Source organism: Deltaproteobacteria bacterium (genome assembly GCA_016178705.1).
Taxonomy (GTDB): domain Bacteria; phylum Desulfobacterota; class Binatia; order HRBIN30; family JACQVA1; genus JACOST01.
Window position 1 is genome coordinate 49922 of sequence record JACOST010000006.1, and the last position, 13500, is coordinate 63421.

Here is a 13500-nt window from a genome sequence, read left to right on the forward strand (position 1 = left end):
GCTCAGGCCAAAGCTGAAAGCAAAAAGCTGACAGTCGGAACAGCTTTCAACTGAACGCTTTCGGCGCTGCGTGTCGCGTTGAGTTTGGTGCGGGCCACCGTGAGGTGGAGCTGCATCCCATCGAAGAGTGGCCAGGCGCCACCGCTCCAATGGCTGCGGGCGGTCAGCGTCAGACTCAGCGCAGCGAAGCTGCCGGCCAGGCGGTGATCGGCGACGATGGCAAGTGCGGCGTCGCTGCGCCGCGCGGCCTGAGCCAGGCGAGGCCACACCGGGGCGCGCAGTGGCCGGTGATGGGATGCCGCGCCGATATCGACGGCGATGAAGCCGAAGCCGCCAGCTTCGAGCAACAGTTCCGTGCACCGCAAAGCCGCCGGGAGCGACGGCGGGCGCACCCACAACAGCCGCGTCAACTCGATACCCGACGCGTGCGCGGTCGCGGGGTGCAAGCAGTCTGGAAGATCAATGAGCGCCGTCACCTCACCGCGTTGAGTGGCCGCTGCCAAGCACGCCAGCAGCACGGACGTCTTGCCCGAGGTGACGGGCCCGGTGAGTTCGGTGAGGCGTCCGCGCGGCAAGCCGCCGTCGAGCGCCGCGTCGAGTCGCGGCAATCCGGTCGCGAGCCGCCGCACCGGCGGGTCGGCCACACCCACTCGCACCGTACCGGGGAGCGTGAGCGCAGCGAGCAGACGGCGAGCGTCACTGGGTGAGGTGGAGGCCAGCACGCGTGAATCTTCGCTTAATTTTCGCTTTCGATCAAGTGGACGCAAGCGGCGATGAAGATCAGGCAGGCCGCATAGCGAAATCCTCCGCGCACATTGTCGCCGTCGTTGTCTGCGTAACGCATCGACGGCGCGATCATCCCCGCTCGCATTTCGGGAAGAGCGTTCCGTCCATGGCACCTGCGTCGCGTACTGGCACATGAGTTGCGTCTTCGCCGCGCCACTCAAGGGAAGCGAGGTCCGCGTGATGTTGGTGTGGTGGCGAGTGGGACAGATTCTGGTGATGACGATCGCGCTCTCGCTGGTCGCGGTGCCTTCGGTTCGCTGTGCGACTTTCGTTGTCACCAGCGATCAGCAGCTTGCGGCGGCGGCCGATGTTGTAGTGCTCGGTCGCGTCGAACAACTGCGCAGTGAAACGACGGCCACGGGTGCGATCGCCACGTTCGTCACGCTCAGCGTTATCGAAGCACTGAAAGGCGAGGTGCCGGCATCCCTCGAGGTGCGCGTGCCGGGCGGTGCGGTCGACAACGTACGGCGGATCGTTGCCGGAGCACCGAGCTACACAGCGGGCGAGCGCGTGATGGTGTTTCTGCAGCGCCGGGCCGACGGGACGTTCGAGTCGGTGGCGCTGGCGCTCGGAACCTATCACGTCACTGGTGGCGACGCGGGCGATGAGCAGCTCATGCGCTCCCTCGGAGACGGGGCGATGGCCTTCGAGCCGTCGGCCGGTCGATTGCGTCGTGCCAGCACGCACACCACGCGATCGCTGCGCGGGTTGCGGCAGATCATCGAGCAGGCTGCGCGTGACACGTACCAGCCGGGCAGCATTGTTCCGGCTCCGACGCCAATTGGCCACATCCCCATGCACTACATCTCATTGGGCCCTCCCGCGGCGCGCTGGAGCGAGCCGGACAGCGGAACACCGATTCCGTTTCTGATTGATCCGGCCGGTGATCCCGATATCGGCGCAGCCGCATCCGTGGCTGCGGCGCGCGCCGCGTTGACGGCATGGAGTGGGCAGGAGTGCTCCGGTTTGCGACTCACCGATGGCGGCGACGCGGTGCCGGCGCCGTTCGGGGCGTGCGACGGTCATAGTCAGATCATTTTTGGTGATCCCTTCGGCGAAGTGCCGCCGCCGATCGGGTGCAGCGGCATCGTGTCGACCGGCGGCTTCTGCGCGGTGTCTGATCCGGTTTCGATGGTCGGCGGCACCAGCTTCGAAACCATCATCGAGGGAGACGTGGTGGTTAACGATGGCTTTGCGGCGTGCAATTTCTGGACGGCGGAGAATCTCGCCGAGATGCTCACGCACGAGTTGGGGCATGCCCTCGGCTTCGGCCATAGCTCGGAGAATCCCGCCGAGGCAGACGAACGGCTGCGCAATGCCACCATGTTCTTCGGCCGCCACTTCGATGGCCGCGGCGCCACCATCGAAGCCGACGACATCGACGGAGTGTGTGCGGTCTATCCGCACCGACAGGCGGCGCCCGATGGCGATGGCGACGGGGTGCCTGACGCGGACGACAACTGTCCGGCCGTGGCGAATCCGGATCAGCACGATCGCGACCAAGACGGCGCCGGCGATGCCTGTGATCCGCTCACGGTGCGCCGCGTGATGGTGCGCTATGCGACCGGGTCGGGCGATCATTTGCAGGTCTCGGGCACCGTCGTGCCGCCTGATGGCTTCGATCCCGCGCGCGATACCGTGCGCGTCGCGCTGATGTTGCCGGAAGGGGCCGTCTATCAGGCCTCGATCCCGCCGGGGTCGTGGGTGCGCAGCCGTGATGGTCAGCGCTGGCGGTTGCGGAGAGAGCCGCGCAACGAGGTGCGGCGCTTCCGCTTACATCGCCGTGGCGATCGCCTCGTCTTCGAAATGACCGCGTGGCCACACAACTTGAGTCGCGCGCGCTCGCAACCAGTGAGTGTGACGGTGACGCTGCGCAACGCGGCCACTAATAGCCCGACCCCGCTGCACAGCCGCAACGATGGGATGTTGGTGTTCCCGTAGCGCTAGCGCGGTGCCATCAGGTCGAAAAGGACTTTCCGCTCTTGGAACCGCCAGCCGCCCGCGGTCTTCACCAGTTGGTCTTCGTACCGTCCGGCGATGCTGAGGCCGAGCGTGTCGCCGCCGCGCACCACGACGACGTAGCTTTGTGCCGTGGCGCGTTCGCCGGTGACCGCGACGATGGAATTCATCATGCAGTGCTTCATCATCGGCGAGCCGTTGGTCAGTGGGATCGATTTGAGAAATTTCTGCAGCACCTCACGACCGACAAAACGCCCCATGCGACCAACGTCGAACGCGCCGTCAGCGGTCCACAGATCGAGCCAGCGGTCGAATTCCGCGTTGTCGAAATGGAAGCAGTACTGTGCTTGCAACTCGCGGATGGCGTCTTTTTCTTCCAAGACGGATGACATCGGGAAACCTCCTAGTGCGCGGCTGCGATCGATGAGCAGGGCTTGTAGCAAGGCATAGTGAGCGCCGCAACGGAACGAAAAGCGGTGGTGTGCCTAGAAGCTCCGTGGTAAAAATGGGCTGAGTGAAGGTAGCAACGTGAACCTGGGCCCGAAGATCCTCGTCGTTGAAGACGAACCCGACATCATGCGGATCATCACGCACGCGCTGACCGCGGCGGGGTATCGCGTGGTGCACGCGTATGGCGGCGAAGATGCGATCCGTAAGGTGAAGTCACAGCGCCCCGACCTGGTGCTGACCGACTTGGCAATGCCCAAAGTCAGCGGCGTCGAGGTCATTCAAGCGATCAAGAAGGATCCCGAGACCCAACACATCCCGATCCTGGCGGTCACCGCTCATGTGTGGGACGGCATCGCGCAGTCGGCGGGACAGGTCGGCGTCAATGGGTTCATTCCCAAGCCGTTCAACATGAAGCAGCTTCTGCTGGAAGTGCAGAAGTATCTGCCCTCCCCCAACTAACCCAGCGTGCAGCGGGTGCGCCGTGCGGCGCACCGTCGCGGTTCGTGGTAACCACCGGAGCTATGGCGAGTCCGGTGAGTGATGGCGGCGTTGCGCGCGTGGTCCTGCTGCCGGCGGTCGGTGGGCTGAGCGAGTTGGACTATCGTGTTCCACCATCGCTGGCGCGCGAGGAGTTGCTGGGGCGTCGTGTGCTGGTACCGCTCGGACGCCGCCGCGTGCTCGGCGTCGTCTGTGACGTGCCGGCGACTTCGGCGCGCGCGCAACTGAAGGATATCGACACGCTGCTCGATCCGGTGCCGGTGCTCGGCGCGGAACTGCTCGCGCTCTGTCGCTGGATGGCCGACTACTATCTCGCCTCGCTCGCCGACGTGGTGGCCACCGCATTGCCCGGCACGTTGCAGATCGAAACCGAACGCGCGATTGTGCTGAGCGGCGCCGCACTCGACGTGACGACGATGCGCATCGACGAGTGCGCGCTGGTGGCCGCGCTGCGCGCCGGTGCGCAGCCGCAGGCCGCGCTCCAGCGCGCGCTGGCGCTGTCAGCGCCGGCGGTGGCGCGCCTGATTGATCGGCTGCGGCGCAAGGGTGTGGTGGAGATTCGAGAGACGTTGCGCGAGCGCGCGCCGACCAAGCACTTGCGGTTCTACGAAGCGCGCACCCACGTGCGCGGGACGACGGACTTCGCCCGCCGCCCCGCGCTGGCTGCGGTGTATCACTACTTGCGCGATCATCCGCTCAAACGCGCAAGCGTGGCGGAATTGCGCGGCAGCTTTCCCAACGTGACAGCCAAACTGCGCGCGTTGCTCGCCGCCGGATTGATTCAGTGGCGCGACGAAGAAGTGTATCGCCCGGTGGCGGCCGCCACGCCGAGTGATCGCACGGTAGTCCCGACGCCGGATCAAACGGATGCGATTGCGGCGATCACCGCCGCCGGCGCGTTCGCACCGTTTCTGCTATGGGGCGTGACCGGCAGCGGCAAGACCGAGGTCTATCTGCGCGCGGTTGCCGCCGCGCTGGCCGCCGAGCGCACGGCGTTGGTGCTGGTGCCGGAAATCTCGCTGACGCACCAACTCGTCGATCGCTTGCACGCCCGCTTCGGCACTGGCGTCGCCGTGCTGCACAGTGCCCTGAGCGTCGGCGAGCGCTGGGACGAGTGGCGGCGCATCGCCCGCGGCGAGGCGCCGATTGTGGTCGGCGCGCGCTCGGCGGTGTTCGCGCCGTTGCCGCGCCTGGGTCTCATCGTCGTCGATGAAGAGCACGACTCGTCGTACAAACAGGAGGACGGCGTGCGTCATCATGGACGTGATGTCGCGGTGGTGCGGGCACGCTTGGCGCGGTGTCCCATCGTCTTGGGCTCGGCGACGCCGTCGATGGAGAGCTACCACAACGCGCGCAGCGGACGGTATCGCTTGCTCGAGTTGCGCGAGCGCGTCGAGTCGCGTCCATTGCCGGCGGTCGAACTCGTCGATCTGCGCCAGCATCGCCGCGGCGCGGCGCACGCGGGCTCATTGATCTTGTCGGCGCCATTTACCGCGGCGCTGCAAGCCAACTTCGCCGCCGGCGGCCAGAGTCTGGTGTTCCTCAATCGTCGGGGCTTCGCCAACGTGATGCAGTGCCAGGTGTGCGGCGATACGCTCACCTGCCCCAACTGCTGCGTGGCGCTCACGTATCACCGCGTGTGGCAGGCGCTGCGCTGCCATCACTGCGATCACACCGTGAAGCAACCGAGCCAGTGCGCCACCTGTGGTGAACGCGCGTTGACGTCGTGGGGGGCAGGCACCGAACAAGTCGAAGCCACACTGCGCGAGCTGCTACCGGGCGCGCGCGTCGCGCGCATGGATCGCGATACGATGGCGCGCAAAGGCGCGCAGCGCGCGTTGCTGGCGGCGTGGGAGGCGGGGCGGATCGACGTGTTGATCGGTACGCAGATGGTCACCAAGGGACACGACATTCCGGGCGTCACGCTGGTTGGGGTACTGCTCGCCGATCTCTCGCTCAACTTCCCCGACTTCCGCTCGGCGGAGCGAACGTTCCAACTGCTGACACAAGTCGCCGGCCGCGCCGGCCGTGGCGACCGCGCCGGGCGAGTCATTGTGCAGACGTTGGAACCGGATCACTTCAGTCTGCGCCACGCCGCTGGGCACGACTTCGCTGCGTTTGCCGCGGAGGAACTCAGCAACCGACGCGAACTCGGATACCCGCCGTTCGCGCGGCTGGCGCTGATGCGATTTGAAGGTGAGCAACTCGTGGCGGTCGAACGCCTCGCGCGCGCGGCGGCCGAGCACCTACGCGCCGCTCGCGAACGTGGACTCGCCGTGCTGGGCCCGGCGCCGGCGCCGATCGAGCGGCTGCGCGGCCGCCATCGCTGGCAGATCCTCTGCCGCTCCGGCAGTGGCACCGCTCTGCGGCGCCACATCGCCGCCGCTCGCGAGCAGGTGCGCGCCGCCGCTCGCGCAGCAAGCGTGCGGGTCCTGATCGACATCGATCCGCAGGGGATGTTGTGATCGTGGTTCGTGATCGTAGCTCGTGTTCGGCCAGATACGATCACGAGACACGAGCACGAACCACGACACCGTTGACCAACTCTGTTGAAGCGTTTACACACCAAGCAGCATGGCCGTACGGTCGATTCTCAAATTTCCCGCGCCGGTGTTGAAGGCGAAGGCGAAGCCGGTCGCCGCGATCGACGGGCAGGTCGACGAACTCATCACCGACATGGTCGAGTCGATGTACGCCGCGCCGGGCGTGGGTTTGGCGGCGCCGCAGCTCGGCGACGGCCGGCGCATCATCGTGATCGACATCAATCACGAAGAACCGGGCAAGGATCTCATCAAGCTGATCAATCCGGTGATCGCCGAAGCCGAGGGCGAGATCGTGTGGGAAGAAGGCTGCCTCAGCGTCGTCGACTACCGGGCCGAAGTGCGGCGCGCGGCGCACGTGCTGGTGAAGGGCTGGACCCTCGACGAGAAGGAAGTCGAGATCGAAGCCGAGGAATTACTGGCCGTCGCGCTGCAGCACGAGATCGATCACCTCGAAGGCAAGCTCTTCATCGATCGCATCAGCCGCCTCAAGCGCGATCTCTACAAGCGCAAGATCAACAAGATGATCCGCGACGGCATCCCGATCGAGTCGAAAGAGAAGCCGTCCGACGCCGCGATCTGAGCGCGTCAGTGAAAAGTGGAAAGTGAAAAGCGGAAAGCAAGACGGAGAGCGGGGCGTAGGGACTTTGAACTTTCAGCTTTGGACTTTGGACTTGTGACTTCCGATGGTTGACTGGTACTACCACCGCAAAGGCTGACTGACCTGCAGCCGAGCGCAAGAGTTTCTTGCGCACAAACAGATCGCCCCCAAGGTCGTCGTCGACGCCAAGAAGGAACGGCTCGGGCCGAAGGACGCGCTGGCGTTGGCGCGCGCCGCCTCTCAGGTCTACGTCGCGAAGGGCAAGAAGGTCGTTCACCTCGACTTGAAGCGCGACCGACCGAGCGACGATCAATTGCTCGCATTGCTACTCGGGCCGAGCGGCAACCTGCGCGCGCCCACGATGCGAGCCGGCAAGACCCTGCTCGTCGGATTTGAGGCGGAGGCGTTTGGCGAACTGCTCGGGTAGAGTTCGACGACAGTTCTCGCCGCTGCCGCTCCGGCCCACCTCTTGCGATCGGCTCTGTCCGTTGGGCAGCGGGTACTGTCTGAACAGGACGCTGAGCGCGGGAAATTAGGACATTTCCTCGAATCGGGCTCGATAGGTCTTTGCGATGGCGTCAATGAACTCTTCCCAGCGTAGTCCGCTGCCAACCGGCGGAAGGGATGCATCGACAACGCCCGTTTCGTGATCAAATACAAGCACCGCTATCGCTTCTAGCAAATGGGCTGCGTGCCCCTCTGTCAGCCGGCCACCGGCGCGGATGAACCGATCGATGGCCCGCGAAATGAGATGCGTGGTGGGCTTCCAAGCGGTGTCCTCCCCGGACGCCTCGCGCTCTTTCGTGGGCACTGTCATGATGCCGCCAAGCACAGCGAACGGGAATTTTAGATGCACGTTCACTGCGAAGCTTCTGATGTCGCCAAAACGATTCCAGATGGCTCGCCCCACCGCCAAGTGTACCGGCTTAATCTCGAATGCCAGCGTCAAGCCGTCTGTCCGTGTATTCTCCGAGAGGTCCACCTGCACTGCACGAAGACCGCCTCCTACGCTGTGCTCGCCGGGAACCGCATCCGGCAAAGCGATTCCCAGCTGCCGGAGATCGCGAAGGCCGACCATCGCCAGCGTCTTCGATAGCTTGATTTGCGCCGCCTTGCCCTGTCCCTTCGTGATGCCACTTGCGGCGCGGATGTATTCAGAGGCTGCTTGCGTGTAGTCGCTGAGCTGTGGGGATGGGAGAGACTCCAGGCCGTCCACTAAGGGCAGGCCCGTCATTGTTTGCTGGCGTTTCCGCTTCTTGCTCACACCACCCGTGCCGTGATGGCAGCGGCTGATCGCTTCGCCGCAGCTGCCTGCACTACGCGAGCCCGTCCATCCGCCGCGTACTGCGGATCAATCTCATTGCTGATCGAATTGCGACCAGCAGCGATCGCGGCGACCGCCGTAGAAAACGTACCAGCAAGAGGATCAAGGACGGTATCGCCAGCGAATGAAAACATGCAGATGAGTCGCTCTGCTAGCTCAGCGGGATAGGGGGCAGGATGCCCGTTGCGAGTTGATGCACCCTTGATGTCGACCCAGAACGACCGGAACCATGCCTGCATCTCCGTCTTGGTGATCATCGAGAGCGCCTTCTGGATCGGCGGCACCGATCGGTAGGTTCCGCCCTTCCGGAAGAACAGGATGTGTTCAATATCATTCTTGATGACCTGCCCTGGCTGGTACGGCTTCCCGTAAAAGCCGGCACCGTTTCCCTCGGCCTCGGTCACACCGTTCGCGATCTTGTACCAGAGAATCGGCGTTAGACAATCCAGACCGAGGCGCCGCACGCGGACTTGAATGTCGGAGTGCAGAGGCATCACGTGGTGACGGCCACCCTTCTTGCGCGACACGCACACGTCACCCACGACGCAGCAGATACGCCCACCCGGCACTAGCACGCGGACGCACTCGCCCCACACCCTGTCGAGCTCATCGAGGAACTGCTCGTAGTCCTCAATGAACCCCATCTGCCCATCGGTGCGGCGGTACTCTTTGAGAGTCCAGTATGGGGGCGATGTAACAACTAGATGCACGGATGAATCGGCAATCCAAGAAAGATCCCGAGCATCTCCGATATGGACCCGGTGCGTAGTGCAGTTAAAGGGGTGTGGCCACGGCTTCCTGCGGTAGCGCTCGTTGGCGCATAGTAGGGCGCGCAATCCTTCGGGCGTGTTGTCGGCGGTATCAATCCCGTGAATCGCCAACTGCACCACGCCTCCCATTGCTGACCTCCTAAGAGTCTTTTGCCTTGAATGCCTTCTGAGTGTCAACGTCGCGCTGTCACCGTCCGCTCCACGCGCCCGCCGCCAATAGCTCTAAGTTGCATGGGACAGGCAACAGTAACAATTCGCCTTATATTCGCTTTTGTCAATCCACCACATATGGGCCGCTCTCGGGCCAGCGCTGCACTAGATATCGAGTGGCGGCTCCATGCGATCTTCGGAAATGTGCACGCGCGTTGCTGACCGTAGAGCGATGCCTGAAGAGATGCCCACAAAGCGATGGAGCCGTCGCGGCTGTTAGGGTAAGCAGATCCTGGTCACCGATGGCGAGATAGTCGGCCGTGCCGGCGAACGCGAGCTGTAGGAACGGTACGCCGAATGAATCGTTGGTGTCGAGCACCACACGGGGCGCGCGACTCATTTCCGCGCTGGCGTCGACATCTTCCGAGCCGGCCGCCGGACCCACGCGACGGCTTTGGCGATGTCTTTCTCATTTGGATCGAGATCGGCGAGCTTCGCGCGCACGGCGTCGGCGCGCTGGATGCGCACGGGAGTGAGGATGATCCGACCCTCTCGGGCCTCGACCTCGAAATATTCGGTCGCCCCGACGGCGGCGGTGATGCGCTTGGGCAGAGTGAGTTGATTCTTCGCGGTAACCTTGACGAGCATGGCTACCTTCCTCTACGCGTCGGTGCCTACCGCATCGGCCACGCGCGCTTTGCCGTCGCGCTGAAGTAAGCGCTCCAAGCCACGACAGAGATCGATGGGCAGCGACGGTCCTTGGTAGATGAATCCGGTGTAGACCTGCAGCAGCGACGCCCCAGCGCGCAGTTTCTCGTACGCGTCCTCCGCGCTGAAGATGCCGCCGACGCCGATGATCGCCAGCCGCCCGCCGCTGAGCTGATGTACGCGACGGACAGTATGTGTCGCGAGATCGCGCAGCGGTGCGCCGCTCAGCCCGCCAGCCTCGGCGGTCGGCTGCGCCAGCAGATCGCGCCGGACGGTCGTGTTGGTGGCGACGATGCCGTCTCCGCGCAACGCTTCGATCGTGGCGACGGCCGCAGCCAGATCGTCGTCCGCCATATCGGGCGACAGTTTCACCAGCAATGGCCGCCGCTGCGGCAGGCGGGCGTTGTCGTCCTGCAGCGCGGTGAGCAGCTCGCTGAGGTGTTGTTGCCCCTGCAGATCGCGCAGCCCGGGCGTATTTGGCGAGCTGACGTTGATGACGATGTAGTCGGCGTGCGGCGCCAGCACGCGAAAGCACTCACGATAGTCGGCCACGGCCCGCTCGATCGGCGTGATGCGCGACTTGCCGATGTTAATCCCCAATGGGATGTGCCGCTGCGCGCGATCGAGGCGACTCAAGCGCGCAGCCGCATCCGCCGCGCCCGCGTTGTTGAAACCCAGACGATTGATCAGCGCACGTTCGCTGGCCAGTCGAAAGATCCGCGGCTGCGGATTGCCCGGCTGCGCCTGCGCCGTGATCGTACCGAGTTCCGCATACCCAAACCCTAGACCGGCCCACGCGCGCGGCAGGCGCGCGTCTTTGTCGAAACCGGCGGCCAGCCCGATCGGGTTCGGAAACGTCAGACCCCAGAGGTCTTGCCGCAGGGCTGCCGACGAGTAGGCGTGCCGGCGCGCCAGCACCGGTTGTGCGACGGCGAGCAAGCGGAACGCGAGATGGTGCGCGGTTTCAGCGTCGAGGTGAAACAGCAGTGGGCGGACGAGACGGTAGAGCGAGGCGATGCGCGAAGTGAATTCGGAGGTCATCCTGCGAAGTGCGCGCCGAAGTGAGCGCGATGATCGCTACTCATGAGCGTGGAGTCACGGCTCCGTGACCACTGGCTCACTCGGTGATGTCTTCTCGGCTGCGACCGCGGCGCGCGCAGCGACCACCGTCCGGGCCGCCTCTTCGCCGGCGATTTTGCCCCAGGCCAGCGCGCAGAGCAGACCCATGCCGGGCAGATAGCCCTCGCCGCCGGGGGCAGACAGGCCCACCGCGGCGCCACCACCGGCGTAGAGATTCGCGATCGGGTTTCCGTTGCGCCCAACGACGCGGGCGCTGGTGTCGATCTTGAGACCGCCCTGGGTCGCCAGCAGCGCGCCGGTCACGCGGGCGCCGTAGAACGGCGGGCTCATCGATTCGCCACTCACGCTGCGGCCGAAGCCATCGGGGCCGCGACCGACCATCGTGTTGTACTGTTCGATGGTGGCGGCGACAGTAGTTGCATCGAGTTGAAATTGCTTGGCGAGATCGTTCAGGTCGGCGGCACGTCGCAGCGTGCGCGGTACAATCTGGTGCTCGAAGCGCGGATCGTTCTGCTCGGCGAGCTTGAGCATGCGAGCGTCGAAGACGACGTAGGCGAGATGCCCGGGCTGCGCGCGCACGCGCAGCGCCACGCGGGCGAGATCGTCGGCCTCATTGGCAAAACGTTCACCGCGCTGGTTCAGGATCACCGCGCCCAGGCTGATCAATGCGCTGGGCAGCACGTAGTTCGATCCCACGGCGACGATCGGATGGGCGTGGACGGCGTCAAGATGCTCGGTGGCGGCACCTAATTCCGTGCCCCACTTCAGCGCATCGCCGAGTTCGGTGGCGGCGCCGGCGTAGGCCGCGCCCGCAATCGCCGGACAGTGCTTCGCGATGAGCTCGGCGTTGGCGCCGAAGCCATCGCACGCTAGGATCAGCGTCTGGCAGCGGACATTGGTGGCGCTCTTCTTCGGCAACTTGATCTGCGCCCCTTGCACCGCGCCGCTGCTATCGCTCCACAGTTGCAGCACGGGAGTGCCGAGGCGCACAGTGATGCTTGCCTGTTTACCGGCGCGCGCCAGGAGGTGATCGATCAACGATTGTCCCGTGCGGCTCTCCACCGCGTGCATGCGATGTTGGCGATGACCGGCGCGCAGGATGTAGCGCTCCAACTGCAATCCGACGCCGACGCGGCCCGCGAGCCACTCAACCAGCGGCCCCGAGGTTTCGCACATACGGTGCGTGAGCGCGGCGTCGCTGCGGCCGCCGTTGTGGGTCAGCACATCACGAGCGAAGTCTTCGGCGGTGTCGATCACACCAGCGTCGCGTTGGATGCTCGTGCCGGCGGCCGGGATGGCCCCATCGCTGAGCGCGGTGTTGCCGCCCGCAACCTTGGCGCGTTCCCACACGACGATCTTGAGACCGGGTTGGGCGGCGGCGAGCGCGGCGGTCAGGCCGCAGCCGCCGGCGCCGACAATGCCGATGTCCACATGATCGTGCCACCGCGTATCTGTCGAAACCGTTGGCATAGGCGGCGCACGATAGCAGATCGGAACCGGCGCGCGCTACTGCGGTCCAATGTCCTCTCTAATGTCCGGTGGTTTGTCTTGGTCACCCGTGTTCGAGCGACACCAACTCGTGTCGCGTTTCACAATCAGGTTTACAGATTGGCTGATGCAAAACTGAGAGGGCGAGGCTCATGCCGAGCCGCACGGTGCAAGTCGAACGGCTCGCCAGGAGGCTCGCCCTCCCTCCTCGGATCTCCGCAAAGGCTTTTCTGAGACACTACACTAGCGTTCGCGCTGGTGGCGGGTGTAAGCACTCAACCCGCCGGCGCGCAACACTTCGACCGACTCTTCGGTCAGGTTGCGGATGATGTAGCGGTCGCCGGAGCTGAGGTTGGCAATCTTGCGGCTTTCGATGTCGACGCGCAGGCGGTCGCCGGGCTTGATCGCGCCGGTCTCTTCGATCGCCAGCGCCGGCAATCCGATGTTGGTCGCAGCTTGCAAAAAAGTGCGGCCGAACGAGCGGGCGATGACCGCGGCGATGCCGGCTGTGTAGACGGCTTGCGCCGTGATCGTGCGAGCGGTGCCGGTTGCAAACTCAAGTCCGGCGACAATGAAATCCCCCGCCTCGATCGCGCGCGCGAACGTGGGATCGACGCCGGCCATCACGAAGGCACCGGCCTCGCTCGGCGACCGATCGTGGTGAGCGGGTGGAAGGATCACGTCGGCCGCGATGTGATCGCCGAAGACCCACGCGTGTCCGCGCAGCGCCGGCAGTTCGTCCAGGTGATCGTTGACGAGGTCGTCGGATGCATCAGTCACGCGGCGTGTATATCGCGCTATCGAGCGCGGCGCACGAGTCGTTGCGACTCCACCGACGTAGCAATAAATTCGTGGACGGCCGACGGCGGACGCGCTACCCTTTCGCTTGTGCTGGTCCGAGCATCACAGGCTCTAGGCTCTGCGCGGTTCATAGGGAGCCGCGGTGGGCGGACCAGGCCGGGGGCCGGCAATCGGCGGTTGATTCCCGGCGGCGAGGCTTGGGCTCGCTCGCGTGATGGGCACGCCGAGAAAGGAGGTGATCCAGCAATGTATTCCCCTACGGTGAGCTGTGAGGTGGTGGCCCCTTAGGCCAACCCACAAGGTGAGGGGCAACGCCTGCGGAGGCGACGAACGCACGACCGCTAG

12 protein-coding genes and 1 pseudogene are annotated in these 13500 nt (G+C 64.9%); 5 read left to right on the forward strand and 8 right to left on the reverse strand.

Annotated elements, in window-relative coordinates; all coding sequences use genetic code 11:
- Positions 1-2: 2 nt before the first annotated feature.
- Positions 3-722, reverse strand: a complete 720-nt coding sequence (locus HYR72_02735) for a hypothetical protein (protein MBI1813874.1) — start codon at positions 720-722, stop codon at positions 3-5.
- Between the two features lie 1492 nt (positions 723-2214).
- Here HYR72_02735 and HYR72_02740 point away from each other — a divergent pair.
- A pseudogene (locus tag HYR72_02740) lies at positions 2215-2322 on the forward strand (thrombospondin type 3 repeat-containing protein).
- Positions 2323-2729: 407 nt separating this feature from the next.
- Here HYR72_02740 and HYR72_02745 read toward each other — a convergent pair.
- A complete protein-coding gene (locus HYR72_02745; protein MBI1813875.1) occupies positions 2730-3137 on the reverse strand; it encodes a nuclear transport factor 2 family protein in 408 nt (135 codons plus the stop codon).
- 136 nt (positions 3138-3273) lie between these two features.
- Here HYR72_02745 and HYR72_02750 point away from each other — a divergent pair, with 136 nt between their 5' ends.
- The 4 genes from HYR72_02750 (at position 3274) to HYR72_02765 (ending at position 7261) form a co-directional block, all read left to right on the forward strand.
- The gene (locus HYR72_02750; protein MBI1813876.1) at positions 3274-3654 is read left to right on the forward strand and encodes a response regulator; all 381 of its coding nucleotides are present in this window, start codon (positions 3274-3276) and stop codon (positions 3652-3654) included.
- Positions 3655-3728: 74 nt separating this feature from the next.
- Positions 3729-6158, forward strand: coding sequence for a primosomal protein N' (gene priA, locus HYR72_02755; GenBank protein MBI1813877.1), 2430 nt, complete (start codon positions 3729-3731; stop codon positions 6156-6158).
- 109 nt (positions 6159-6267) lie between these two features.
- Positions 6268-6816: a peptide deformylase gene (gene def / locus HYR72_02760; GenBank protein MBI1813878.1), complete on the forward strand. Its 549-nt coding sequence runs from the start codon at positions 6268-6270 to the stop codon at positions 6814-6816.
- A gap of 241 nt (positions 6817-7057) precedes the next feature.
- Entirely contained in the window at positions 7058-7261 is a 204-nt protein-coding gene (locus HYR72_02765; GenBank protein MBI1813879.1) for a hypothetical protein, read from the forward strand.
- Positions 7262-7366: 105 nt separating this feature from the next.
- Here the strand turns inward: HYR72_02765 and HYR72_02770 are convergent, their stop codons facing one another.
- From HYR72_02770 to HYR72_02795, 6 genes are all read right to left on the reverse strand, one after another.
- Positions 7367-8098 carry a hypothetical protein gene (locus HYR72_02770; protein ID MBI1813880.1) on the reverse strand — a complete coding sequence of 244 codons (732 nt, stop codon included), beginning with the start codon at positions 8096-8098 and terminating at the stop codon, positions 7367-7369.
- Positions 8095-9057, reverse strand: a complete 963-nt coding sequence (locus HYR72_02775) for a site-specific DNA-methyltransferase (protein MBI1813881.1) — start codon at positions 9055-9057, stop codon at positions 8095-8097. Before HYR72_02775 ends, HYR72_02770 begins: the two co-directional genes overlap by 4 nt.
- Before the next feature lie 417 nt (positions 9058-9474).
- Positions 9475-9726 (reverse strand): AbrB/MazE/SpoVT family DNA-binding domain-containing protein, encoded by a 252-nt coding sequence (locus HYR72_02780; GenBank protein ID MBI1813882.1) that lies wholly within the window; start codon positions 9724-9726, stop codon positions 9475-9477.
- Between the two features lie 12 nt (positions 9727-9738).
- Positions 9739-10827, reverse strand: a complete 1089-nt coding sequence (locus HYR72_02785) for a quinone-dependent dihydroorotate dehydrogenase (protein MBI1813883.1) — start codon at positions 10825-10827, stop codon at positions 9739-9741.
- Between the two features lie 54 nt (positions 10828-10881).
- On the reverse strand, positions 10882-12297 hold the full coding sequence (locus HYR72_02790) for an FAD-binding protein (protein ID MBI1813884.1): 1416 nt from the start codon (positions 12295-12297) through the stop codon (positions 10882-10884).
- 300 nt (positions 12298-12597) lie between these two features.
- The gene (locus HYR72_02795; GenBank protein MBI1813885.1) at positions 12598-13134 is read right to left on the reverse strand and encodes a 3-isopropylmalate dehydratase; all 537 of its coding nucleotides are present in this window, start codon (positions 13132-13134) and stop codon (positions 12598-12600) included.
- Positions 13135-13500 lie beyond the last annotated feature (366 nt).

What these genes read in the sequence shown, in the direction of transcription:
- def (MBI1813878.1), top strand. Translation starts at nt 6,268, where the DNA reads ATGGCCGTACGGTCGATTCTCAAATTTCCCGCGCCGGTGTTGAAGGCG.
- HYR72_02775 (MBI1813881.1), bottom strand. Translation starts at nt 9,057, where the DNA reads ATGGGAGGCGTGGTGCAGTTGGCGATTCACGGGATTGATACCGCCGAC.
- HYR72_02785 (MBI1813883.1), bottom strand. Translation starts at nt 10,827, where the DNA reads ATGACCTCCGAATTCACTTCGCGCATCGCCTCGCTCTACCGTCTCGTC.
- HYR72_02780 (MBI1813882.1), bottom strand. Translation starts at nt 9,726, where the DNA reads ATGCTCGTCAAGGTTACCGCGAAGAATCAACTCACTCTGCCCAAGCGC.
- HYR72_02745 (MBI1813875.1), bottom strand. Translation starts at nt 3,137, where the DNA reads ATGTCATCCGTCTTGGAAGAAAAAGACGCCATCCGCGAGTTGCAAGCA.